Annotated in this window: 30 protein-coding genes; 7 read left to right on the top strand and 23 right to left on the bottom strand. The window is 46.2% G+C overall.

Translation table 11 applies throughout. The annotated features are described in order from the left end of the window. Positions 1–153 precede the first annotated feature (153 nt). Positions 154–729: an undecaprenyl-diphosphatase gene (locus tag ACWJJ4_RS02310; protein ID WP_003151220.1), complete on the top strand. Its 576-nt coding sequence runs from the start codon at positions 154–156 to the stop codon at positions 727–729. Positions 730–745: 16 nt separating this feature from the next. On the opposite strand, the gene ACWJJ4_RS02305 is transcribed toward ACWJJ4_RS02310, so the two are convergent. Both ACWJJ4_RS02305 and ACWJJ4_RS02300 read right to left on the bottom strand, forming a co-directional pair. Next, positions 746–1,168, bottom strand: a complete 423-nt coding sequence (locus tag ACWJJ4_RS02305) for a VanZ family protein (protein WP_070082500.1) — start codon at positions 1,166–1,168, stop codon at positions 746–748. A 91-nt stretch (positions 1,169–1,259) separates the two neighbouring features. Further along, entirely contained in the window at positions 1,260–2,129 is an 870-nt protein-coding gene (locus ACWJJ4_RS02300) for a M23 family metallopeptidase (RefSeq protein ID WP_017418752.1), read from the bottom strand. Positions 2,130–2,267: 138 nt separating this feature from the next. Between ACWJJ4_RS02300 and ACWJJ4_RS02295 the strand changes: the two genes are divergently transcribed. Next, a complete protein-coding gene (locus ACWJJ4_RS02295; RefSeq protein ID WP_101563124.1) occupies positions 2,268–2,759 on the top strand; it encodes a GNAT family N-acetyltransferase in 492 nt (163 codons plus the stop codon). Beyond that, entirely contained in the window at positions 2,756–3,205 is a 450-nt protein-coding gene (locus ACWJJ4_RS02290; protein WP_003151216.1) for a DUF5362 family protein, read from the top strand. Before ACWJJ4_RS02295 ends, ACWJJ4_RS02290 begins: the two co-directional genes overlap by 4 nt. 31 nt (positions 3,206–3,236) lie before the next feature. Here ACWJJ4_RS02290 and ACWJJ4_RS02285 read toward each other — a convergent pair whose 3' ends face one another. Beyond that, positions 3,237–3,674, bottom strand: a complete 438-nt coding sequence (locus ACWJJ4_RS02285) for a DUF5392 family protein (RefSeq protein WP_007614328.1) — start codon at positions 3,672–3,674, stop codon at positions 3,237–3,239. Between the two features lie 220 nt (positions 3,675–3,894). Between ACWJJ4_RS02285 and cls the strand changes: the two genes are divergently transcribed. The 3 genes from cls to xynA all read left to right on the top strand — a co-directional run bounded on the left by cls (position 3,895) and on the right by xynA (position 6,979). Then, positions 3,895–5,343: a cardiolipin synthase gene (gene cls, locus ACWJJ4_RS02280; RefSeq protein ID WP_070082503.1), complete on the top strand. Its 1,449-nt coding sequence runs from the start codon at positions 3,895–3,897 to the stop codon at positions 5,341–5,343. 135 nt (positions 5,344–5,478) lie between these two features. Next, positions 5,479–5,865, top strand: a complete 387-nt coding sequence (locus ACWJJ4_RS02275; protein WP_003151208.1) for a DUF5362 family protein — start codon at positions 5,479–5,481, stop codon at positions 5,863–5,865. Between the two features lie 472 nt (positions 5,866–6,337). Further along, positions 6,338–6,979: an endo-1,4-beta-xylanase XynA gene (gene xynA / locus ACWJJ4_RS02270; RefSeq protein WP_007407578.1), complete on the top strand. Its 642-nt coding sequence runs from the start codon at positions 6,338–6,340 to the stop codon at positions 6,977–6,979. Between the two features lie 24 nt (positions 6,980–7,003). On the opposite strand, the gene ACWJJ4_RS02265 is transcribed toward xynA, so the two are convergent. The 17 genes from ACWJJ4_RS02265 to ACWJJ4_RS02185 form a co-directional block, all read right to left on the bottom strand. Continuing rightward, entirely contained in the window at positions 7,004–7,315 is a 312-nt protein-coding gene (locus ACWJJ4_RS02265; RefSeq protein WP_223609733.1) for a hypothetical protein, read from the bottom strand. A gap of 37 nt (positions 7,316–7,352) precedes the next feature. Continuing rightward, the gene (locus tag ACWJJ4_RS02260; protein WP_003151203.1) at positions 7,353–7,757 is read right to left on the bottom strand and encodes an Rrf2 family transcriptional regulator; all 405 of its coding nucleotides are present in this window, start codon (positions 7,755–7,757) and stop codon (positions 7,353–7,355) included. Between the two features lie 140 nt (positions 7,758–7,897). Continuing rightward, positions 7,898–9,607: an urease subunit alpha gene (gene ureC, locus ACWJJ4_RS02255; protein ID WP_014305996.1), complete on the bottom strand. Its 1,710-nt coding sequence runs from the start codon at positions 9,605–9,607 to the stop codon at positions 7,898–7,900. Continuing rightward, positions 9,604–9,978: an urease subunit beta gene (gene ureB / locus ACWJJ4_RS02250; RefSeq protein ID WP_070082506.1), complete on the bottom strand. Its 375-nt coding sequence runs from the start codon at positions 9,976–9,978 to the stop codon at positions 9,604–9,606. The genes ureC and ureB overlap by 4 nt, the downstream gene beginning before the upstream one ends. Beyond that, positions 9,975–10,292 carry an urease subunit gamma gene (gene ureA, locus ACWJJ4_RS02245; RefSeq protein ID WP_003151198.1) on the bottom strand — a complete coding sequence of 106 codons (318 nt, stop codon included), beginning with the start codon at positions 10,290–10,292 and terminating at the stop codon, positions 9,975–9,977. The genes ureB and ureA overlap by 4 nt, the downstream gene beginning before the upstream one ends. A gap of 353 nt (positions 10,293–10,645) precedes the next feature. Continuing rightward, positions 10,646–10,834, bottom strand: a complete 189-nt coding sequence (locus ACWJJ4_RS02240; protein WP_003151197.1) for a CsbD family protein — start codon at positions 10,832–10,834, stop codon at positions 10,646–10,648. 73 nt (positions 10,835–10,907) lie between these two features. Beyond that, entirely contained in the window at positions 10,908–11,387 is a 480-nt protein-coding gene (locus tag ACWJJ4_RS02235; RefSeq protein ID WP_065982538.1) for a hypothetical protein, read from the bottom strand. A gap of 121 nt (positions 11,388–11,508) precedes the next feature. Continuing rightward, entirely contained in the window at positions 11,509–12,639 is a 1,131-nt protein-coding gene (locus ACWJJ4_RS02230; protein WP_053573977.1) for a response regulator aspartate phosphatase, read from the bottom strand. Positions 12,640–12,829: 190 nt separating this feature from the next. After that, entirely contained in the window at positions 12,830–13,855 is a 1,026-nt protein-coding gene (gene moaA / locus ACWJJ4_RS02225) for a GTP 3',8-cyclase MoaA (RefSeq protein ID WP_146284000.1), read from the bottom strand. 17 nt (positions 13,856–13,872) lie between these two features. Beyond that, on the bottom strand, positions 13,873–14,661 hold the full coding sequence (fdhD, locus tag ACWJJ4_RS02220; protein WP_014306001.1) for a formate dehydrogenase accessory sulfurtransferase FdhD: 789 nt from the start codon (positions 14,659–14,661) through the stop codon (positions 13,873–13,875). Positions 14,662–14,755: 94 nt separating this feature from the next. Continuing rightward, positions 14,756–14,920, bottom strand: a complete 165-nt coding sequence (locus ACWJJ4_RS02215) for a hypothetical protein (RefSeq protein ID WP_007407587.1) — start codon at positions 14,918–14,920, stop codon at positions 14,756–14,758. An 86-nt stretch (positions 14,921–15,006) separates the two neighbouring features. After that, positions 15,007–15,687: a VWA domain-containing protein gene (locus ACWJJ4_RS02210; protein ID WP_015387578.1), complete on the bottom strand. Its 681-nt coding sequence runs from the start codon at positions 15,685–15,687 to the stop codon at positions 15,007–15,009. A gap of 310 nt (positions 15,688–15,997) precedes the next feature. Further along, on the bottom strand, positions 15,998–16,684 hold the full coding sequence (locus tag ACWJJ4_RS02205; RefSeq protein WP_182069045.1) for a VWA domain-containing protein: 687 nt from the start codon (positions 16,682–16,684) through the stop codon (positions 15,998–16,000). Positions 16,685–16,949: 265 nt separating this feature from the next. Then, entirely contained in the window at positions 16,950–17,981 is a 1,032-nt protein-coding gene (gene spoIID / locus ACWJJ4_RS02200) for a stage II sporulation protein D (RefSeq protein ID WP_077722974.1), read from the bottom strand. A gap of 198 nt (positions 17,982–18,179) precedes the next feature. After that, complete coding sequence (gene murA, locus ACWJJ4_RS02195; RefSeq protein ID WP_007407592.1) at positions 18,180–19,490, bottom strand: UDP-N-acetylglucosamine 1-carboxyvinyltransferase; 1,311 nt, start codon at positions 19,488–19,490, stop codon at positions 18,180–18,182. Between the two features lie 33 nt (positions 19,491–19,523). Continuing rightward, complete coding sequence (locus tag ACWJJ4_RS02190; protein ID WP_003151183.1) at positions 19,524–20,264, bottom strand: YwmB family TATA-box binding protein; 741 nt, start codon at positions 20,262–20,264, stop codon at positions 19,524–19,526. Positions 20,265–20,405: 141 nt separating this feature from the next. Beyond that, positions 20,406–20,636 (bottom strand): DUF1146 family protein, encoded by a 231-nt coding sequence (locus ACWJJ4_RS02185; RefSeq protein WP_003151181.1) that lies wholly within the window; start codon positions 20,634–20,636, stop codon positions 20,406–20,408. A gap of 172 nt (positions 20,637–20,808) precedes the next feature. Here ACWJJ4_RS02185 and ACWJJ4_RS02180 point away from each other — a divergent pair, with 172 nt between their 5' ends. Next, positions 20,809–21,279 (top strand): hypothetical protein, encoded by a 471-nt coding sequence (locus tag ACWJJ4_RS02180; RefSeq protein ID WP_003151179.1) that lies wholly within the window; start codon positions 20,809–20,811, stop codon positions 21,277–21,279. A 44-nt stretch (positions 21,280–21,323) separates the two neighbouring features. Here the strand turns inward: ACWJJ4_RS02180 and ACWJJ4_RS02175 are convergent, their stop codons facing one another. The 3 genes from ACWJJ4_RS02175 to atpG are packed head-to-tail and all read right to left on the bottom strand — an operon-like array spanning position 21,324 to position 24,056. Beyond that, positions 21,324–21,722: a F0F1 ATP synthase subunit epsilon gene (locus ACWJJ4_RS02175; protein WP_003151176.1), complete on the bottom strand. Its 399-nt coding sequence runs from the start codon at positions 21,720–21,722 to the stop codon at positions 21,324–21,326. A gap of 23 nt (positions 21,723–21,745) precedes the next feature. Beyond that, positions 21,746–23,167, bottom strand: coding sequence for a F0F1 ATP synthase subunit beta (atpD, locus tag ACWJJ4_RS02170; RefSeq protein WP_003151173.1), 1,422 nt, complete (start codon positions 23,165–23,167; stop codon positions 21,746–21,748). 25 nt (positions 23,168–23,192) lie between these two features. Further along, a complete protein-coding gene (atpG, locus tag ACWJJ4_RS02165; RefSeq protein ID WP_003151172.1) occupies positions 23,193–24,056 on the bottom strand; it encodes an ATP synthase F1 subunit gamma in 864 nt (287 codons plus the stop codon). Positions 24,057–24,074: the final 18 nt, after the last annotated feature.

Raw genomic sequence — 24,074 nt, 5'->3', positions numbered from 1 at the left:
CCTTCGGCTATTCTTTTCCCGCATACTTGACGCACAGTAATACAGTCACGTTTCATTCTGTTTACTTTTTTATGATTATTTTTAATACCAATTGTGTCTCATAGAAAAAAGCATTACACTGTTCATATAAAATAAAGATAAAAGGTGATATTTGTGAATTACGAACTATTTAAAGCGATCAATGGTTTGTCGCACCATAGTGCCATTCTCGACTCTATCATGGTATTTATAACGGAATACGCCATTTACGCCTACGCCCTTTTCCTGCTTGCCATGTGGCTGTTCGGAAGCACAAAAGGCAGACAAAACGCCCTGTACGCGGGCTTCACGGGTGTTGCGGCGCTTATCATCAACTACCTCATCACGAAAGTCTATGTCGAGCCGCGCCCCTTTGTCGAGCATACGGTTCATACGCTGATCCCTCATGCCGCGGATGCTTCATTCCCGAGTGACCATACGACAGGCGCTTTGGCGATTTCAATTGCGATTCTGTTCCGCAACAAAAAACTCGGCTGGCCGCTTGTGATTTTCGGCCTTTTGACCGGCTTCTCAAGAATTTGGGTCGGCCATCATTATCCGATCGATGTGCTCGGAAGCATTATCGTTTCCCTCATTGTCGGATTCCTGCTGTTCAGATTTTCAAATGTGCTTCGTCCGATTGTCGATCTGATCGTGCGAATCTATGAAAGTATCGTTCATAAAAGCAAATCGACAAACCATAATATATAAAAAAAGCCGGCGTCTGTCACAGACTGCCGGTTTTTGTATGTTTGGCTGTATGCTTTTTCCTTTGTAAAGCACAGAATGCGGCAATGCCGAGACTGTCAATCATCACATCGCGGAGGCATCCGTTTCTGCCGAAAAAGAGCTGGACGATTTCTGTCAGGAAAGCGGCGGCCAATGCATACAGCACCGCCCTCTTCATGCGCCTGCGCTCCCTGAAAAACAAATAGGCGAGCACAAAAAATGAAAACGCGTGCCCAAGCTTTTGAATCGCCGCTTCCGGTATGGCGAGCTCCGCCATATCGAACACAAAGAAACCGGACACATCTGGATGGGACGTGAAACGGAAGGACACCGTCTGCGACACAATCATATCGTGAAAGCTTTCAGTCAAAGCAGAAACGAAAACAAAGACGAGCCACCCGGCCGCCAGACATTTATTCATTCAGCATCTCCTTCGTTTTCTACTAGTATAAAGGCACATGCGGCAATATGAAAAGCGCCTATCAGAGCTGATAGGCGCTTTGGGATTAAGATTACTTGCCCGAATCTTTCATTGAGCCGTCATCTTTACCATCTGTCTTGTCTTTTGTGCCGTCCTCTTTGTCACCTGGTTTTTCTTCGGTTTCTTTTTTAGGCGTCACATCTTTTTTCTCGGAAGACTGCTGAATTGACCCTTCCGTTTCTTCTGTTACAGCGTTTTTCTCTTCAGCCGCCGCTTTTTCAATTGATGTTACCGGCTTGTCCATAAAATTGAGCGGGTTCATCGCTACGCCGTCCTTGCGGATTTCAAAGTGCACGTGATTTCCGCTTTCTTCACTGTAAAGATTTTTTCCGGATTTACCGATGACCTGGTTCTGCTTTACTTTGTCGCCCTGATCGACGCTGACTTCAGATAAAGACTGATAGACAGTAGACAGGCCGTCTGAGTGTTCAATTTCAACCACATACCCCAGTACAGGGTCTTTAGCAGCTTTAACAACCGTACCGCTCAGAGAAGCAGAAACATCAAATGATTTTCCGTCTTTCTCAGCTAAGTCAATTCCTTTACTGAGGCTGTACGTGTTATTATAGTTAACAAGTGCTGCTTCTTTCTCTTTTTTTGCGGCATCAGATTCGTAAAACTTTTTCACAACAGAAACATTTTCAGAATGAGCAGCCGGCATTGCGACGTTTTCCATTGACTTGCCTACTTCGACGGCATCGTCTTTGCCGCTGTCATACGCGGAGTTTCCGCCGTTGTTCGTCAGATTGTCCTTCACATCATTCGAAACGGATTGATACCAAAGGACAGCTGTTAAAATGACGGCCGCACTGACTAAGTAGATTGCAGGGAATATCCAGCGTTTGCGAAAAAACCGCTGAAGTTTTTTGACTTGAGAAGTTTTCTTTTCTTCCTCTCTCATTTGTTCATCACCTCAGCAACATTCTGAACACTTTTCTGAAAATATATACACATCCATAAAAAACTTTTTTGGAAGTAGTATGTGCAGATTGCACTTAATTATGTAATGAAATGTGAAGGGAGATCCCGGAATATGAATTTGACCCTGCGCAAAGCCGTATTGGAAGATTTAGATGCGGTGGTGGCCATATACAACTCGACGATTGCCTCACGAATGGTAACGGCTGATACGGAAGAAGTGACGCCCGCAGACCGGATGGATTGGTTTTTGCGGCACACGGACCGGCGCCCGCTGATGGTCGCGGAAGATGAAACCGGCAAAGTGGCGGCCTGGATCAGCTTTGAAACGTTTTACGGCCGTCCGGCCTATGACAAAACGGCGGAGATCAGCATCTATCTGCATCAGGATTGCCGCGGCAAAGGAGCAGGAAGCTTTCTGCTGAAAGAAGCCCTGGCACTCGCTCCGACAATCGGCATCCGCAGCCTGATGGCTTTTATCTTCGGACATAACGTGCCGAGCATTAAGCTGTTTGAAAAATTCGGTTTTACCGAATGGGGCGTATTCCCGGGTATCGCCGAAATGGACGGAAAACGATATGACTTGAACATTTTAGGGAGAGAACTGTCATGATCACCATCGATAAAGACAAAGACGAAAACCAGCCGCTCAATAAAAAAGCCCGTTCCCTTGCCGACATCGCCAAATGGGGAAAGATCACCGCCGTGTTTCTGATCATCACGGGCTCTCTTTCCGCTCTGTCAGCCATTGTGACGCTGCTCGGAGCCATTCCGGGTGTTCTGCTCATCATTTCCGGCGTCATGCTGATGCGCTCGGCAAAAGCGGCTGCCGCCCTTCAGGAAGGACTAGAAGAAAACGCGGAAGAAAATATGCTTGCACATTACGCGTCATTTATCAAAATGCAGTTTTTTTACGCGGCATCCAGTGTGGTACTGGGCATTCTCGCTTTTATTTTAGTCGTCATCTTCGCTGTCATCGGAATTATGGCTTATTACAGCACTGATACGTATGACACGCCTGATTCATATTACTATGAGAACGACCCTGTGTTTGAATGACAAAAAGAGCTGATCGCGCGTCAGCTCTTTTTTAATAAAGCATTTCTTTTTTCCGGTCTTCTTCCGTTAAAAATTCAATAAAGCTCTTCATCGCAGACGGCTCCTCGGCAATCAGCCGGGTATAGGCGCTTTTCCGTTCCTCAGACAGAATATCGCTTTTTCTGATCCTGTTCAGCATATAAAGGCGGATCGTTTTTTGCACCTGTTTCCGCTGATAGCCGGCTTCCTTAAAAAACGCAAGACCCAGAGCCGCAAGGAGGGCAAAAATGCCGGCCGATACGAGAGCTCCTCTCCCGGAAGGGGCCTGAATCAAAAGCGATGCCAGATGAAACAGACTAAAAGCGGCGAGCGGGAAAGCAAGAAAACGGTAAATGATGCTTTTTTTCATCAGCGGCGCGATGGCGATTTGTATTTTCTGAATTTCTTTTTTTATGAATCCCGGCAATTGTTCCGCATGCTCCAGCTTCATGCCCTCTCCCCTTTGCTGTCATTTTTGTCTTCTTTTTCATATATGCATATTTTACCGCACCCGGAACTTTCTTTGAAAGAAAACTGCATTCATCTTTGATTCCGGCTCTTTATTCTTTCAAAATGTCAATGTTATAATTTGAAATGGGAATCAGATTGCTGCACTTGTCGGAATACTAATGGGCACAGTCTTGATAAATATGATATAGCGGGGTTGCAAAGTGAGCATTTCATTTATTTTATTCGGATTTTTTTTCGTTTTAAATATACTTTTGGCCATCATCATGATTTTCAAAGAAAGACGCGATGCCAGCGCTTCATGGGCTTGGCTCTTGGTTCTTTTTTTTATTCCCATTTTAGGGTTTATTTTATACCTGTTATTCGGCCATAACCTGAGACGCAAGCATCTGTTTCAATGGGAAGACCGTAAAAAAATCGGAATAGAAAAGCTGCTGAAGTTTCAGCTGAAAGATCTGAAGTCGAGGCAATTCCAATTTAACAACAGGGCGACTGTGGATAATAAAGACCTCATCTATATGCTTGTCATGAACAACCACGCAGTCTTTACAGAGGATAATTCGGTGGAGATTTTAACGGACGGGCGCGATAAGTTCAAACGCTTAATGAAGGACATTTCCAACGCAAAAGATCACATTCACCTTCAATACTATATTTATAAAGGTGATGAACTGGGAAAAAAATTGCGCGATGCCTTAGTGAAAAAAGCACGGGAAGGCGTAAAGGTCAGAGTGTTATATGATGAACTCGGTTCAAGATCACTCAGAAAAAAATTCTTCAAACCGCTGCGGGACGCCGGCGGCCATGTGGAAGTCTTTTTTCCTTCCAGGCTTCGTCCGATTAATTTGCGGCTCAATTATCGGAATCACCGCAAGCTCGTCATCATTGACGGCGAAACCGGCTATGTCGGCGGCTTTAACGTCGGAGATGAATATCTCGGCCTGAATCCGAAATTCGGCTACTGGCGCGATACGCACCTCAGACTTCAAGGCACGGCGGTACACGCCATTCAGACACGGTTTATCCTCGATTGGAACCAAGCGTCCCATCACCATACGCTCACTTACGTTCCGAATCATTTTCCGGAATGCGAGCCGAAGGGCAATGTCGGGATGCAGATTGTCACGAGCGGACCGGACTCAGAATGGGAACAAATTAAAAACGGCTATATCAAGATGATCTCAACGGCCAAACGGTCGATCCTGATTCAGACGCCTTACTTTATTCCAGACTCAAGTCTTTTGGACGCCCTCAGGATCGCCTGTCTGTCAGGCATCGACGTCAAAATCATGATCCCGAACAAACCGGATCACGCTTTCGTTTACTGGGCGACTTTATCTTACATCGGCGATCTTTTGAAAGCCGGAGCCTCAGTCTACATTTACGATAACGGCTTTATTCATGCAAAAACGATTGTCGTCGATGATGAGACGGCTTCAGTCGGTACGGCGAATATCGACGTCAGAAGCTTCAGACTTAATTTTGAAGTCAACGCCTTTATTTATGACGTCACCATCGCGAAAAAACTCATTTCCTCATTTAAAGAAGATCTGCTCGTCTCCAGAAAATATACGTATGAAGAATATCAGGAGCGTTCGCTGCGGATCCGCATTAAAGAATCGATTTCAAGACTTCTTTCGCCGATTTTGTAATTCCCGGGATGTTTCTCGGGAATTTTCTGATATAAAAACGGACACGGCATGAAAAAGCACATTTTTTATTCAAAAGAATGACCGAATAGTGTATAAATGAAAAGTGAGTATTTTTTTGTAAAGGAGTGCCATAGTTTGAAACCTGAATCAGTGAATCGTTCGCTTATTTCTATTTCGAAATGGGGAAAAGCGACAGGTATTTTGTTTATTATTATAGGCGCGTTTGCGGCGCTGTCGGGCGCGTTTTTCTTTTTAATCGGAGCCATTCCCGGCGTTTTGCAGATCATTGCCGGCATTTTTCTGATGCGCTCGGCAAATGAAGCGGGACAGATGGCGGCGCAGTTCAATGAACTGACAGAGGAACATATGCTGGAGAATTATGCAAAGTTCGTGAAAATGCAGGGGATCTATCTGATCGTGACGGTCGGCTTGTCCGTTCTCGGTATCGTTCTTTTCATTGTCCTCATGACGCTCGGCATCGTGGACGACGCGTTTAATAATATTGATGCCAATACATATTAAAAAGGAAAATCCCGGCGCATCCGCCCGGGATTTTTTCTTATTCCGCTTCTTCGACAACGGTAAAGTTTTTCTGCTTTGGATTTGCCAATACGGCGAACAGCATTGACGCTGTATGCTCCAGCGCGCTTTCCGTTCGGGTCATGGACTCCGTGCTCTCAAGGTCTTGTAAATTCTCGCCTGCTGAAGCGCTGTATGCAGATATTCTTTCGGCAAAAAATTTTTTTCAAATAAAACTTTTCCTCAGAGTTTCAACTGAAATCACTCAGTTCTGCGAAATAAGGCTATGGCGGTACAAGACCACTCATCATACAGTTTTTTGGGTCTTTGTAATTAAATTACAATTGTTCTTAATATTCACTCATGTATTCATGCTATTATATTGAAAGGAACGATCAAAAGCGTTGGCGTTCGTTAAATATTTACGAGTGCTGCCTCATGTCAAAGTCAGAAAAAATAGTATAGGAGGTAACATATGTTTAAGTTTAAAAAGAAATTCTTAGTGGGATTGACGGCAGCTTTCATGAGTATCAGCATGTTTTCGGCAACCGCCTCTGCAGCTGGCACAGATTACTGGCAAAATTGGACTGACGGGGGCGGAACAGTAAACGCAGTCAATGGCTCTGGCGGGAATTACAGTGTTAATTGGTCTAATACCGGGAATTTCGTTGTTGGTAAAGGCTGGACTACAGGCTCGCCATTTAGAACAATAAACTATAATGCCGGAGTTTGGGCGCCGAATGGCAATGGATATTTGACTTTATACGGATGGACGAGAGCACCTCTCATCGAATATTATGTAGTGGATTCATGGGGTACTTACAGACCTACCGGAACGTATAAAGGTACTGTAAAGAGTGATGGAGGTACATATGACATATATACAACCACACGTTATAATGCACCTTCCATTGATGGCGATAACACTACTTTTACGCAGTACTGGAGTGTCCGCCAGTCGAAGAGACCAACCGGAAGCAACGCTGCAATCACTTTCAGCAATCATGTTAACGCATGGAAGAGCCATGGAATGAATCTGGGCAGTAATTGGGCTTATCAAGTCTTAGCGACAGAAGGATATAAAAGCAGCGGAAGTTCTAATGTAACAGTGTGGTAACAGCTCATCTTTAATGAGGGGCAGCTAACGGGCTGCTGATCGTTCCTTGAGAAATTTTATAATGATTGTGAAGAGGCGAACGGTTTTGGCATTACCGGAGGCAGGATATTCTCCATCAGTTTTTTTAGCGCGTATTAAAATAAGAGTTCCGTCTTTTTTTGGTAACCCGCTTACAACAGACACCTTCACATAAGCCTTAAGCAAAATAAAAATATCCCGGTTACCACCTCCTTTAGTTTCGGAGGATTTCTTCATTAAACAGATCGCAATCCCGCATCCAGGCTTGTCTGAATATAGAGCCAAAACCGTGATTTCCTCATTATCCATTGTAACCATTCCCGTTACACCTCTAGCGGCATGAACCCATCTCTTTTTAACAAAAGAGATGATTCATTACATCATAAAGGGACTTGCTCGCAAGTTCATTCTCCATTGCCCGCTGTACGCTTCCGAACGTCTCATCGAGCGCGCGCTGAATATTTTTGCCGACCGGACAGTCGGGGTTCGGATTGTCGTGAACCGCAAAAAGCTCTTCCTTATTCTGCACCGCCCTGTAAACCTCTAAGAGGGTGATCTCCGACGGATCTTTTTTCAGGCTGGCTCCCGGAACACCCGCCCGGGATGTCAGAATACCCGCTTTTTTCAGCTGGCTGATCGTTCTCCGCACTACGACGGGATTGGTGTTTACGCTGCCCGCAATCATGTCCGATGACGCCCGTTCATCCGTTGAGATCAGCGATAAAATGTGAATGGCCACAGCAAGACGGCTGTTAATCATGTTTTTCACCACCGTTGTAACCACAATGGTTACATTTCATTTGTTTGTCAACTACTAATATACACTAAAACGGGCGGCAGGATGAAATCAAGTTGGCAATAGAGGGTAAACAGGCCGGCGGGAAACCGGCCGGAGAGGGATTAAAATAAGAAATAACGCTGTCCTAACGGAACATAACTGACGGGCTGGCATGCCAGCTCTTCTCCGTCGGCGAACACCTGATAGGTTTTCGGATCGACATGTATATTCGGCATCGCGTCATTCAGCTTCATGTCGAGCTTACTCAGCTTACGGATATTCCGTACGGGAGAAATCATTTTTTCAAGGCCGAGCTTTTCCGGCACACCGTTTGCGATACCGGCCTGGGACATAAATGTAATAGAGGTATTTCGGTTTGCTTTACCGTAGGATGCGTACATCTGCCGCATAAACACGGGCTCAGGCGTCGGAATGGAAGCATTCGGATCTCCCATCTGGGCGCGGGCGATCATGCCGCCTTTGAGCACAAGTTCAGGTTTGACACCGAAGAAAACCGGGTCCCATAGTACAAGGTCTGCAAGCTTTCCTTTTTCAACGGAACCGACTTCATGGCTCAGGCCGTGAGTGACAGCCGGGTTGATCGTGTATTTGGCGATATAGCGTTTGGCGCGCACATTGTCATTGCCGTTTTCTCCTGATAGAGCGCCGCGCTGTTTTTTCATTTTATCGGCGACCTGCCATGTCCGGATAATCACTTCTCCCACCCTGCCCATCGCCTGCGAGTCAGATGACGTCATGCTGATCGCGCCGATATCGTGCAGAATATCCTCCGCCGCGATGGTGGCCGCTCTGATGCGTGAATGACTGAACGCCACGTCTTCAGGCACTTTTGAATCTAAATGATGGCAGACCATCATCATATCAAGATGCTCATCCATCGTGTTGACGGTATATGGAATCGTCGGCGTCGTAGAGGACGGCAGGATATTGGCGTAAGATGCGAGTTTCATAATATCCGGTGCATGGCCTCCGCCGGCTCCCTCTATGTGATATGTATGGATAACCCGGTCGCCGATCGCATCAAGCGTATTTTCTAAAAAGCCCGCTTCATTTATCGTGTCTGTGTGGATCGCCACCTGAATGTCCGCCTCATCCGCTGCTTCCATGCAAGCTTTAATGGCGCTTGGCGTTGATCCCCAATCTTCATGCAGCTTCAGGCCGATCGCGCCTGCTTCCACCTGCTCGATCAGCGGCGCTTTATCGGATGCATTTCCTTTTCCTAAGAAACCGACATTGATCGGAAACTCCTCGGCCGCTTCCAGCATTCTCGACATGTACCATGCACCGGATGTACAAGTCGTCGCTTTACTTCCCGTCGCAGGACCTGTTCCGCCGCCGAGAAGCGTGGTCACGCCTGAAGAAAGCGCGACTTCCATCTGCTGCGGGCAGATAAAGTGGATATGCGTATCCACCCCGCCGGCCGTTACGATTTTCCCTTCGCCGGAAATGACTTCTGTTCCGGCACCGATAATCATGTGCGGGTCCACCCCATCCATCATATCAGGGTTGCCGCTTTTCCCGACGCCGACAATCCGGCCGTCCTTCACCCCGATATCCGCCTTGACGATTCCGGTATAATCCAGGATGACGGCGTTTGTAATGACCAGATCAAGCGCTCCGTCTTTCCCGGTGATACGCCCGTTCTGCCCCATGCCGTCCCGGATTGTTTTCCCTCCGCCGAAAATCATTTCTTCCCCGTAATTCGTGAAATCTTTTTCGACTTCAATCCATAAATCCGTATCTCCGAGTCTGACTTTGTCTCCCGTTGTCGGTCCGAACAGTTCTGCGTATTGCTCACGTGACATTTTCATCGGATCGCCTCCTCCATCCATCCGGCTTTTTTAAGATTTGACAGCGTCTTCTCTTTTCCCCGCTCATCCATATACGTATCGGCCATGCCGTTGAGGCCTCTGACCGTTTTTCGCCCTCCGATTTCCACGAGCGTGACGGTTTTCTCTTCTCCCGGTTCAAAACGGACAGATGTGCCTGACGGGATATCAAGGCGCATGCCGATTGCTTTGTCCCGATTGAAGGAAAGGGAGCCGTTGGCTTCGGCAAAATGAAAATGCGATCCTACCTGCACTGACCGTGTTCCGTTATTGGTGACTGACACCTCCAGCGTCTTCCGGCCTTCGTTAATGGTGATGGTCCCCTTTGCGACTTGAATCGCTCCCGGCTTCATGACTTCACCTCCGCTTTGATCGGCTGATGAACGGTGACAAGCTTAACCCCGTCCGGGAACGTCGCTTCCACCTGAATGCTGTCCAGCATTTCCGCAACACCTTCCATAACGTCTTTTTCCGTCAATACATTGCGGCCGGATTCCATCAGCTCCGCAACGCTTTTTCCGTCTCTCGCGCCTTCCATCAGATAACAGGTCAAATATGCGGCGGCTTCGGGATAATTCAGCAGGACGCCGCGCGCCTTCCGTTGCTTAGCGAGCTCTCCCGCCGTAAAAATAAGCAATTTTTCTTGTTCAACCGGTGTCAGTTTCATCTGTATTCCCCCTTAGTGATAGTCAAACGCAATCCGCATGGTCATACCGAAACGATGCAGGCGGCCGTTACCCCCTTCACCTCATGAAATGTTAAGTGATAAAAGTTATTCGACGGTGAACGGCCCGATTCCTTTTGCAGAAATGACCGATTTCTCATTTTTTTCTTCAACAAACGTTTAATTAAATGTGAAGAAAGGTTACATTCTTTGTGAATATTATAAAGAAATCGCCGGAGAATTTATAGAATATTTAAAAATTTAGTGAATATTAACCAAATGAACTGGAATTTTTGTCATTTCTCATAACAAAAAGCCCAAAATATTTTGGGCTTTTGCTGTGTTTCACGATCAAATTAATCATCACTGAGTTTATCTTTCGTTTTACCGACACCCTTTTGCAGGCTGCCTTTCGCTTTGTCTTTTTTCCCTTCCGCTTTTAAGTCGGACTTGTTTGCCATGTCGCCTGCTTTGTCCTTTGCTTCCCCTTTCATTTTGTTCATGCCGCCTTTTACTTTGTCTTTTAAACCGTTATCTTCACTCATGATCTCTTCAGCTCCTTTTGTTTTTGTGTACTTGTTTTCTTCCCTTTCAGCCTGATAGCAAACATTTCAACTCTCAATTATTGATTTCACAGCGTTCCCCGTAGCGGATCACTTTGTAAACGGCCAATCCGTCTGACAGCTTATTATCCCCGTATTGCACGGGCAGAAGAGCAAAGAAAACATAATAAGTTGAAAAATAGACAAATTGGTAAAAAAATAAGTTTGGCTCGAGGACATCTTTTATGATCAGCAGATTTATTAAAAAGATAGAAGCGAGATTAAACAGACAGCCTCCGGAATAGACGAGCGCGCTCGTCAGACGGTTATCTATCCGCAATTCGCCGAACTTGCAGAAAGAATCTATGAAGTAGATACGCCGAACCTGAATCGGCCCTACTTTTAAAAGACGTTTCCCCATTCCGATATCCAATGACGCCTTGCCTCCGAACAGCATGGCCATAAAGCTGTGTCCCGACACATGGATGACAGACACCATCGGGAGAATGATGAGAAATGAAACGAAAAACTTTATCATATCATTAAATCCGAACAACAAATCCCTCCTTCCCATCGTACTTTTTTCCCTCTTTTGCGATTTTTCCGATTTTTTCTATGATCAAACGTCCTGATGTGCATAAAAAAATAACCATCTGCTGATCAGATGGTTAAGAAAATTATATATCGTATAAACACTGTTCTTTTTGAATGTTTTCTCTCATGCGAATCGCTTTTTCATAAAAATACGCCGCTTCTTTATATTGCTCATGTGCGCTTGTGTAAACGGCGGCCTCCAAGGCGAAATCTTCAATATACACATACAGCGATTTTTCATTCATATAGTCAAACACTTCATGAATTAAATCCATATTGAGAGACTCCAAATAAAGCGCTTGTAAAAACTTATACTTCTCTAAACTGAATCGGTCGCCGCGTTCTTTCGCGATCATGATCCCTCTTTCATAATAGGTAAGGGCCGCTTGGTCATCATGCAGCCTGAAAAGGGTGTGCGTTAAGCTGAACAGCGCCTTCGGAAGCTGTTCAAGCTGATGCTCTTCAAAAACGGGAACCGCTTTTCTAAAGTACCGGGCCGCTTCATCCAGATCCCGCTTTTCAGAATAACAATTCCCCAGATTGTAAAGCGAAGACCCGATCAGGCGGGGCTGTCCTTCAAGCAAAGAAAGGCGGAGGGCTTCGTCTAAATGCTCAAGCGCTTTGTCGTAGTTTTTGCAGTCGATGTAGTTTCCTGAGATGACGAAATGGCATTGAATTCTCCGCACTCTGTAAAAATCGTGTTTCATATACGTATCCAGCGCCTGAATCCCGTGATTCATGGAAAAATGAGTCTGCTTCATGACGTAAAACACTTCAGACATCTTGAAATGGAATTCCGCCCTCTCTATATCATCCTCGACAAATGAAAGGAGTTTTTCCGCTTTCCGGTAAAAAGAAATAGCCGCAACATAGTTATTGTGATCGAATTCATACATTCCTCTGAACAAATGGAAATAATACTCAGACAGTCCTGATATACTGTCCGTGCTTTCGATCGTCTTTTGCAGCTCGCTGTACTGAATCTGTGATTGTTCGGTGCATTCCGGCTTGACGTAATCAAGCATAATATGATGGCGGTAGCTGATCAGCTGATAATATAACAGCAGCAGCTGGTCTTCCTCCATACGTTGTATATCCTCATCAATTTCCTCTTTCAGCTTTATGGCATCAGCCGCTTGAAACGCTAAAATGTGCTTGTACCATTTGTTGATCTTGACTCCAACTTGAGATGACGGAATCTCGTATGCGGTCATGCCCCTTTCACAACCTTTTCTAATTTCTATTGGTTATATTTTAACATATTGTATGGCTTTGGAATTGCATAACTTGATTGTCCTGCATCAAAATTCCTATCATATATTTCGGCTGTCACCGGTATTTTTTGAACAGACCGCTCTCATAATGTGAATAAAAAAGCCTGCCCTTGTCCGGGCAAGCTTTTCTTCATCCGCCTATATAAGACATTTCCACTTTCTTTTTCCCATCCGTTTTAGAAAGCGCGCGGTCAATTGAATACTGATCCGTGCGATTTCTCCAGACAGAAGCGATGGATTCCGTCAATTCATCATCGGTCAGACCGCCGCGCACGAGTTTCCGAACATCATAGCCGCTTGACGCAAACAGGCACGTAAACAGCTCGCCTCTCGCCGACAGGCGCGCTCTGTTGCAGGAGGCGCAGAATGCATCCGAGACGGAGGAAATCACGCCGATTTCGCCGGAACCGTCAAGATAGCGGAACCTGGAAGCAACCTCCCCTTTATAATTCGCTTCTATCGGCTCCGTCGGCATGTGCTGGTTGATCAGATCAATAATTTCAGCCTTCGTGATCACGTCTTTTTTATTCCATTGATTCGTATTGCCTACATCCATAAATTCAATAAACCGGAGAATATGACCCTTTTCTTTAAAATAGCGGGCCATCGGCAGGATATCTTTTTCATTGACGCCCTTTTGAACAACCATATTGATTTTCACACCGAGTCCGGCCGCTTTTGCCGCCTCAATGCCCTCAAGCACCTTTTTCACCGAAACGCCGCGGCCGTTAATGGCCTTAAACCGCTCATCCTCTAAAGAATCGAGGCTGACTGTCACTCGATGCAGCCCCGCCTCCTTCAGTTTTTCCGCATACACGGGAAGCAGAGAGCCGTTTGTCGTCATCGCGATATCTTTAAGTCCGGGGATGCGCGCAAGTTTTTTGATCAATTCAGGCATATCTTTTCTCATGAGCGGCTCTCCGCCCGTCAGCCTGATTTTTTCAACGCCGAAGCGGCCGACAAACAGCTTCGCAAGCCGCTCAAGCTCCTCGAAGGAGAGCAATTCCGTCTTTTGTAAAAATGGATAATCCGGTCCGAATAATTCGGCTGGCATACAGTACGTGCATCTGAAGTTGCAGCGGTCGGTTACAGAGATACGAAGATCCCTGAGCGGCCTTTCCCTTTTGTCTGTCACCCGGCGCGTTTCTGTATTCATAAGCCCAAGACCCCTTTCTATTGTTCAACCCGTTCAGGATGTGTGTATACGTTAAATGATCCGTTTCTGACAAAACCGATCGCGGTGATGTTCAGCTCTTCCGCCATTTGCAGCGCGAGCTCCGTCGGCGCCGATTTTGAAATGACAATCGACACGCCGATTTTTGCGGCTTTTAATAAAACCTCTGAGGAAATCCGGCCGCTGAAGACGATCAGCTTGTCACGGACGGGCATTCCGTTTTTCAAACAGCAGCCGTACAGCTTATCCAGCGCGTTGTGGCGCCCGATATCCGTCCTCATCAAGAGCAGCTTTTCCGTATCGCACAGCGCTGCATTATGGACGCCGCCCGTTTCCCGGAAGGTGCCGCTTCCGCTTTGCATCTCCTTCATCAGGCGAAGGCACGTCTCAGGAGTTATGGTAATCCGGCTGACGGCGGTTTTGGCCGTTTTCACATCCTGCTGAAAGTAAAAATGGCGGCCTTTCCCGCAGCATGAACCGATGACCCTCTTCGTATAGTCTTTTTGCTCAAGCACTCCGGGATTCGTCAGTTCAACATATGCAAACCCGAGACTTTCATCTATAGTAAAGCTTTTGATCTCTTTTTCAAAACGAATGACGCCTTCTGATGCGAGAAATCCGATGACGAGTTCCTCTAAATGGTCAGGCGTGCAGACGAGCGTAACAAATTCCTGCCCGTTCACCATGACGGTCAGCGGATACTCTGAAACCATCCGATCTGCCGTCTTTGTTAATACCCCTTTTTCATAGCGGTATATGTCTCTTACCGCTGTTGTTTTTTCATCCACTTTTTTCCCCTCCGCAGTATCCTTCTCTTTTATTCTTCCACAATCCCTGTATTTTGTCGAATTTGCGGTTTAAAAAAAGAGCCCTCTTCGGACTCTATGTTTCGTTGCGATGATGTCTGCTCAAAATGGTGAATAAAATTACTGCGGCGATAATGGCCAATATACTGACGAATATGAAGGCGGCAAGCTTCAGAAAAATCCCCATCAGAACAAAAACGACTGCCGCCAGCACCAATATAATGCCTGCTCCTTTTAACAACAGCGTTCATCTCCTTTTATCCGTATCATTCCCGCGGTTCCGTTTTCTAAACAAAAAAAGACGCCGCGCGGGCGCCCTTTTTTAACCTATTCTTTTGCTAAATCCTTTGCAGCGTCTTCCCAAGCCTGTTTGAACTCGTCCGCGCTGTCAGCTGAGACGTATGTGCCGCCTCCCGCTTCCGCCGCTTTTTCAAGGCTTTCGCTTCCTTTCATGCCGAAGTTGAAGCCGATGATATTGACGACCGTGTTGACATTCGCTTTACGGAGCTTTTGAATTTCGGCCTGAGGATTCCCGCCGCATGTTTCTTCACCGTCTGTGATCAGATATACGACGTTTTTCCCTTTAGCGCCGGCCCGCTCAAATTCTTCCCGTGTATCAGAAAGCGCTTTCGCTATCGGTGTCCAGCCGGTCGGTTTAATCTTGCTGAGTGATTGCTCAAATGGAGTCACGGCGTACGGCTGAAGGCCGTATAACGTTTCTGTCGCGTTACATGATACGGCTTTGCCTGAGTTTTTATTATTGCCCTTATGCCCGAATACCCGAAGCATCAGATTCGTGTCTTCAGGAAGAACTTCCGCAAAAGAAGTGACAGACTCTTTCGCAACATCTATTTTACGCTCTCCCCCTGTTTTTTGTATCATGCTCCCGCTTGCGTCAAACAGCACGGCGACATTTGTTTCTTCGTGCTTTTTCTCAGCTGCAAAAACAGGCGATCCGAGTGAAAGCGTCAAAAGTCCGACAATCCCCGCAGTGAACATTTTTTTCATTTCCTTCATTCCTCTCCGTTTGTTTTTGGCCGATGGGCCCCCGGCTCTTCTCTATGCTAGATGAGGAGTATGCAAAAAGATATAGGGCGGGATTCCTTTTGTATAAGCGGCTGTACGCCGTTAAAAATGAACAGAATTATGCGCATCATCCTAAAAAGATTGGATAAATGATGACAGATTTAATGCCTTTTTCGCCCTTTTTGTAATATAAGTCCGGAATCTGATTCTTTTTACAGTTTTCTCTTCATCTTTTCTTGAAACTTTTGTTAAATGGAACATAAAAAAAAGGGCCGCTAAACGGCACCTTTTCTTATTTCGCTAATGAACTCGCTTCCAGCGTAAAGATGCGGTTCATATCCTTTTGGCTGTGAGCTTCGTAATATTTTCCTCCGCCCGCACCGGCAATTGCGTGAAGCTGTCCGTTGAAGCCTTCTTTAAAGTCAAAGCCGATCACGTTGACTTTAATATGATGTTTGCGAAGTTCTTTCGCTGTCTTAATAGGATCTCCGCCGCATGTCTCCTCACCGTCTGTCAACAGGTAAACGGATTTAAAGCCGAATTTATGGACGCCGTTAAAAGAAGCCTTCGCGTCTTCTAATGCTTTTGCAATCGGTGTCCAGCCCGTAGGCCCGATTCCGTTCAGAGAATTGAGGAAGCTCTGTCTGTCAAACTTTTGGAATCCGTATACACCGCGAATGGATTCACAAGATTGAACTTTGCCGGAGTTTTTATTATTGCCTTCCGAACCGAAAACCGTCATTCTGACCTGTGATGTAGACTTAATTCGATCTGCAAAACGGACGATTTCATCTTTTGCCATATTGTATTTGGAAACGCCGTCAATCCGTTTCGCCATACTGCCGCTTGCATCAAGCAAAATGGCGATATTGTTTTTAAATAAAAATGTCTTCTCGTTTGCATTCTCGGCAGCAAAAGCAGGAGATGCAGCAGTCAGCATCAATCCGAGCATGATTATGAGTGAAAGTGTTTTTTTCATTGCTTCTTCCCCTTTTCAATAGATTTACGTTCAACGCCGAACAATATTTATCGTAAATGAGATGAAAAGGGAAATAAATAGGACGGCGTTCCTCATTATTTTTGCGTATATTCACATAGATGCGGCATTTTTATCAGTGATTTTCACCCGGCGCTCAGCCTTCAGACGGCATTTGTCAGCCTTTAGGCTTTCGTTATATGAGTCTGTTGGTTGCTTTACCGTTTATGGAATAGTTTTCAAAAAAAACAGACGCTCATGAAAGCGTCTATTTTTTCGCCATATATTTGTTTAAAAATGAATCTGCTTCGGATATGTCCACTCCCTGATAATAATGCTTGACGATGTCCGCCACGGATTTCCCCTGCTCCGCCATGTAATTGGCCCCGTACTGGCTCATGCCGACGCCGTGGCCGAATCCTTTTGTCGTAATGGTGATGCTGCCGCCGTTCCGTTTCCATTCAAAGTCGGCAGAACGGAGTCCGAGTTTTTCCCGGATGTCTCTTCCCTTCAGCTTTTTGCCGTTTATGACGGCCGTCGCCACTTGATGGCCCGGCGTTCTGGCTGTAATCTGCCCTACCGTGTTTTGCCCCGAGAGCTGCACGCCGAGCTTTTGCTGAAACTCCGGCACACTGAAGGTCTGGGTGGCGAGATATTTCGGCGATTGCTTATCCCACGGACTTTTCACGCTCTTTAAATAAGGAATGGCGCTTGTCCAATAGGCTTCCGCATTTTCCGTATACCCGTTGCTCGTAGAGAAGAAAGATGCCTCAATCGGCTTGTTGTCGTACGTTAAAATCTTTCCTTGCGTGCCGGCGACCGCGTTTGTGATTTTCTTGAGGTTGTGTGCGTACTTAGAACCCCATTCTTTTTTCAGCTGGCTTTTGCTTTGATAGACTTGGAACATTTGCGTATCATCCACCAGTGATCCTTTCGGCGCCTGAACGGCTGAGTCAGCGACCATCAGTCTGACGATGAAAGTCCGGGCGGCGAGCGCCTGGGCTTTTAAGGCTTCCGGTTTAAAGTTTGCGGGCATTTCGGAAGCCACGACACCGATCACGTACTCTTCAAGCGGAATGTTCTCTACAGAATGTTTGGATGTCCGATAAACCGGAATGGATACAGGTGATTCTTTCAATGTTTCTGCTCCTTTTGTTTCTCGTATGGTGTGTGCTGTTTTGTGTCCGGGCTCTCTGTTTACGGCTGCTCCTTTTTCCGCCTGAAACGGAAGGACGAGAATGGTGGGGACAAGAAGAATAAGTATACACAGCCCGGATAGTAGAAATACAATCGGTTTCATATATCAGCTGCCTCCTGCTTGGGATTCGACTCTACTTCATCTTATGGGCAGGGACAAGCTAATATGACTTCCTTTTGGACAGAATCTTATTCCATTTTTCACGCGAAAAACGTATTCTTTTTTGAAAATCAGAGCATAATAATGATGATAAACCATAAAAAAACAGTATGCCAGATTGACATACTGTTTTTACAGCCATTATGCGTTTAGGTCAGTTACGACTTCTTTGCTTTCTTGTTCAGCGGCCGTTTCATCAACGACACGCTCGATGTCAGCGCCGAGGGCCGCAAGTTTTTTATGGAAATTCACATAACCGCGATCCAAGTGCTTCAGTTCCGTGACGCGTGTATGACCTTCAGCCACTAATCCCGCAAGAATCAGCGCCGCGCCCGCACGCAGGTCCGTAGCGGCAACTTCTGCGCCTTGCAGCTGTACAGGACCGTTAATGATCACAGAACGTCCTTCAATTTTAATGTCGCCATTCATCCGGCGGAATTCTTCAGCATGCATAAAACGGTTTTCAAACACAGTTTCAGTAATCATGCTTGTTCCGCTCGCACGGAGAAGCAGCGCCATCATTTGCGACTGCATATCAGTCGGGAATCCTGGGTGAGGCATCGTTTTAATGTCGATCGGCTTCAGCTGGGCAGGACCGATGACACGAAGGCCTTCTCCTTCATCCGTAATTTTGACTCCCATTTCTTCCATTTTCGCAATTAAAGACGTAAGATGCTCAGGAACCGCACCTTTTACTAATACATTTCCTTCCGTGATAGCCGCAGCCACCATGAAAGTACCCGCCTCAATACGGTCAGGAATGATGTTGTGTCTTACGCCGTGAAGCTTCTCGACACCTTCAATTTTAATGGTGCCTGTGCCGGCTCCGCGGATTTTTCCGCCCATCGCATTGATATAGTTCGCTAAGTCAACGATTTCAGGCTCTTTTGCCACGTTTTCAAGCGTTGTTGTTCCTTCAGCTAAAGCAGCTGCCATAATCAAGTTTTCTGTCGCACCCACACTTGGGAAATCTAAATAGATTTTTGCGCCCTGCAGACGGCCTTCCACTTCTGCTTCAATAAAGCCGTTGCCTACTTTGATTTTTGCACCCATTGCTTCAAAGCCTTTTAAATGCTGATCAATCGGTCTTGAGCCGATTGCGCAGCCGCCCGGAAGCGCTACTCTTGAATGACCCGTACGAGCTAACAGAGGGCCCATAACAAGCACTGACGCGCGCATTTTGCGCACATATTCAAAAGGTGCTTCTGTTTCTAAAGCGTAAGAAGCGTTTACGGTAACTTCATTATTCTCAAAATGCACATCTGCTCCTAAATGACGCAACACTTCATTAATTGTATATACATCGGAGAGCGTAGGTACATCACATATTACGCTTTTTTCTTCACTTGCTAATAAAGATGCAGCGATAACTGGTAAAACGGCATTTTTTGCTCCTTCAACTTTCACTGTGCCGTTTAACTTCTGACCGCCGCGGACGATGATTTTTTCCAAGGTATTCCCCTCCGCGTCCCTATATTCTCTATATTAATATTCAGTTGTCACGATTGGTGTGCCAACCGTAACGGTATGTTTTCCGCCCATTCCCGCACTTCTAAGCGCAACTTGCACATTCATCTTATGTTTCGATGTCATGATGTAATCTGTCCACTTATATGTAAATGCAGAAACAGAAACGAAATGAGGCTCAACTACATGTTCAACTGGACTTGCTTCAAATTCTTTCATGAGCTGTTCTGCTTTTTTTTGCAAAACAATACTCATATTATCATTTAAATGACCCTTTAGACAAGTAAAAATAAATACTTTATTTTGAAATATGTCATGTGCCTGCCGTTCAAACTGTTCATATGTATCATTCCAGTTTTCCGGTTGCTCCGGGCTCATTTGCTCATATAATAAATACGAAGTTGGGTTCTGGTTTTTGAGGGTAGTGACGAGCTGCAGTTTAAAAGTTGTGTGATTTTTTTTGTCAGAATACGTGCCGACGGCCTTTACGATTTTATCTTCCCGCGCGGATTCCCAATGATATTGCGGATACTGCGTCTTCAGTTCTTTTACCTTGTCATCAAATTCACTCAGTGACAGGTTCAGATTTTTTTTCGCATGAAGCGTCCATTCATCCACAGTGACCTGCTGCCGCTCCATTCCTTCGGCAATCTGGGCAAGCGGAGACAGCTCACTTGCATGAATGGAATGAAATACCGCTATTAAGGCGCTTAAAAAAACAAAAAACAAGATGATGCGGCCTGCTCTTTTTTTCTTCATATCGATCTCTCCCCCTTACTCCCATTTTTGCCGGAGCCGGGGAAAGCAATACATGGAAAACTTCGTCAAAACTCGCCAAGCGGGTGAAGAAAAATTGGTTTCTCACCCAGCGATTCCCTTCATTTCAACAGACGAAACATCTTAAAATAAGTATGGAAGCTGTTTCGAATAGGTAAGATAATCTAAAAAGAAGTTGGCGACTGCCGTACCGATCGCAATGGTAAGAAGAATGATCAGCAGCCTCGCCTGCACTATTTTTCCTTTTCGGATCAGCGGATCAAAGTTGACGGCCTGAAGCGCCCACCATGTCACCGCAATGCATACCAGGTGAACCAGGATGCTGATTGCGGCCTGCTGCCCCAATACATTCACAAATTCCATCTCCTTTCATTTTTTCCGCCCCTCATATCCTCTCTTATTATATAAGAAGAAGAGAGAAAGATGATCATTTTTACATCAGAATTTTTATCCAAAATTAGGGGCAATCCCCGCTTAAATGTCCGTTCTCCGGCATGATATACTTTTTTGGAAAGGAGATGGGGATATGAATCATTCCTTTTTTCATCCGGAAAAGCAGTATGGAGAAACACTTCCCGTATTTGACCACGAGTGGGAAGCGATAGCATTCTACTATGATTATAGACAGTCTCAAACAGAGGAACTGAAAGAATTATGTCAGTTTTTCAACATTTCTCTTGATTATTCACCCGGCAGCCTGCTGGCAGTGGAAGCTCTTTACTTCCGCAGCATAAAAGAGCTGCTTTTGGCGGATTGGAACCTGCCGATTGACGAATTTGAGAAAATGCTCAGTGTGTATGTCATCGATTGCGCCATCAGACATCATGACGATGCCGAATGGGTCGTCAAACCTTATCCGTATACGGACGGCGCTTATACGACGGGTGTGCGGAGAGGAAACAAAACGTGGCACACCGACAACTGCTGCGAACATTTATATCTGCAAAAAGAAGAGGATCATCCGCTTATCGGCGTCTATGAATCTCTTATGCGTTAATATAGAAAAAGAATCCTTCTCAGACAGCCGAGAAGGATTCTTTTTTAGTTTCCTGCAACATCCAATCTGTTTACAGCCCGCTGTAACGCAAGCTCAGCCCGACGAATGTCAGTATCATCTGATCGTTTGTTCAAACGGTCTTCCGCCCGCTTTTTCGCAGCAAGGGCGCGCTCTTTATCAATGCTTTCCGCTGTTTCAGCGGCTTGTGCAAGGATAGTGACCTGATCAGGACGGACTTCTAAAAATCCGCCGCTGACAGCCGCCAATTCGGTCTGCCCGTCTTTTTTAAGGCGGACAGCGCCGATTTTAAGCGGAGCCACGGTCGGAATATGGCCAGGCAGGATACCGAGATCACCGCTCTCGGCTCTTACACTCACCATTTCAATATCAGCATCATATACTGGGCCGTCGGGAGTAACGATATTGACTTTAACGGTCTTCATGCTTTTACCCTCCTAGGACCAGATTAAACTTCTACACCCATCTCTTTTGCATTCTCAATGACTTCTTCAATGCGTCCCACAAGACGGAATGCATCTTCCGGAAGATGGTCATATTTACCGGAAAGGATTTCTTTAAAGCCTCGTACCGTTTCTTTAACAGGCACGTAAGAACCCTTTTGTCCCGTAAACTGCTCAGCTACGTGGAAGTTTTGAGAAAGGAAGAACTGGATACGGCGTGCGCGGTGAACGACAAGCTTGTCTTCTTCACCTAATTCGTCCATACCGAGAATCGCGATAATATCCTGAAGTTCTTTGTAACGCTGAAGCGTTGACTGGACTTCACGCGCCACCGCATAATGCTCTTCTCCGACAATTTCCGGAGCAAGCGCGCGGGAAGTGGAAGCCAGCGGATCAACCGCAGGGTAGATACCCATTTCAGTTAATTTACGCTCAAGGTTAGTCGTTGCATCCAAGTGAGCGAACGTTGTCGCCGGAGCCGGGTCTGTGTAGTCATCGGCAGGCACGTAGATCGCCTGGATAGATGTAACTGAACCAACGTTTGTAGACGTAATACGCTCTTGAAGCTGACCCATTTCTGTCGCAAGCGTCGGCTGATAACCAACCGCAGAAGGCATACGGCCGAGAAGCGCGGAAACCTCTGAACCCGCTTGTGTGAAACGGAAAATGTTATCGATAAAGAACAGTACGTCCTGTCCTTGTTTATCACGGAAATGCTCAGCCATTGTAAGACCCGTCAGTGCTACACGCATACGTGCGCCCGGCGGCTCGTTCATTTGTCCGAAGACCATGGCTGTTTTCTTGATAACGCCTGAATCGCTCATTTCGTAGAAAAGGTCGTTCCCTTCACGAGTACGCTCTCCTACACCGGCGAATACGGAAATACCGCCGTGCTCTTGCGCGATGTTGTTGATTAATTCCTGGATTAATACGGTTTTACCTACGCCGGCGCCGCCGAACAATCCGATTTTACCGCCCTTGATGTAAGGAGCGAGCAGGTCAACAACCTTAATTCCCGTTTCAAGAATTTCAACCTCAGTTGAAAGCTCATCGAATGAAGGAGCTGATCTGTGGATCGGGTCCTTTTGAGCATCCGCAGGCAGCGGTTCATTTAAATCAATTTTATCTCCCAGTACGTTAAATACGCGTCCGAGAGTCACATCACCGACAGGAACGGAAATCGGCGCACCTGTATCAACGGCTTCCATTCCGCGCTGAATTCCGTCCGTAGATGCCATGGCAATTGTACGGACTGTATCATCGCCTAAATGAAGAGCAACCTCTAGCGTTAGGTCGATGCCTACTTCATTTTCGCCTGTAGCTGGCTGTGAAACTTTAATCGCATTATAAATCGCAGGCAAGTGGCCGTCCTCGAAACGTACGTCGACAACCGGTCCAAGCACCTGACTTACGCGTCCTTTCTTCATCGCTATCCCTCCTGACAAAATCTTTCTATTCTAAAGCGGCTGCACCGCCGACAATTTCGGTAATTTCTTGTGTAATCGCCGCTTGACGCGCGCGGTTATATGAAAGCGAAAGTGAATCAATGAGTTCTTTCGCATTATCAGTCGCATTTTTCATTGCTGTCATTCTCGCAGCGTGTTCACTTGCTTTACTGTCAAGAAGCGCGCCGTAAATTAAGCTTTCCGCATATTGAGGAAGCAGCACTTCGAGCACCTCTTCTTCATCCGGTTCGAACTCGTAAGAAGCCGTGCGCTTCCCGCCGCTCGTTCCGAAATCCGTTAAAGGCAGCACCTTTTTCTCCGTCACTTCCTGTGAAATCGCACTGACGAAATGGTTATACACCAAATGCAGTTCATCAAAAGCGCCGTCGATAAACATTTGAACCGTCTGACGGGTCAAATCTTTAATCTGAGCAAAAGTGACCTCGTCGCCAAGCCCCACTAACTCAGACAAAATCGGCATCTCCCGTTTTTTGAAGAAATCGCGGCCGACTCTGCCGATTGCAATCACCGTGTATTCATCTTTAGACTGATGGCGTTCTTGAATGGTGCGGTAAGCGTTTCGCAAAACCGAACTGTTAAACGCACCCGCAAGCCCGCGGTCAGAGGTAATGACGAGATACGCCGTCTTTTTCACTTCTCTTGAGACAAGCATCGGATGTTTCGCGTTTTTCGCGCCTTTTCCGACGTTAAACACAACCTCCTGGATCTTATCCATATACGGAGCAAATGACTTCGCGTTGGTTTCCGCACGGTTCAGCTTCGCAGCGGATACCATCTGCATGGCTTTTGTAATCTGGCTTGTTTTTTTCGTTGACGTGATCCTTGACTTAATATCGCGTAATGAGGCCAAAGATTTCACCACCTTTAT

This window comes from Bacillus sp. JK62 (genome assembly GCF_053663455.1).
This window is presented reverse-complemented; position numbering and strand designations above follow the sequence as displayed.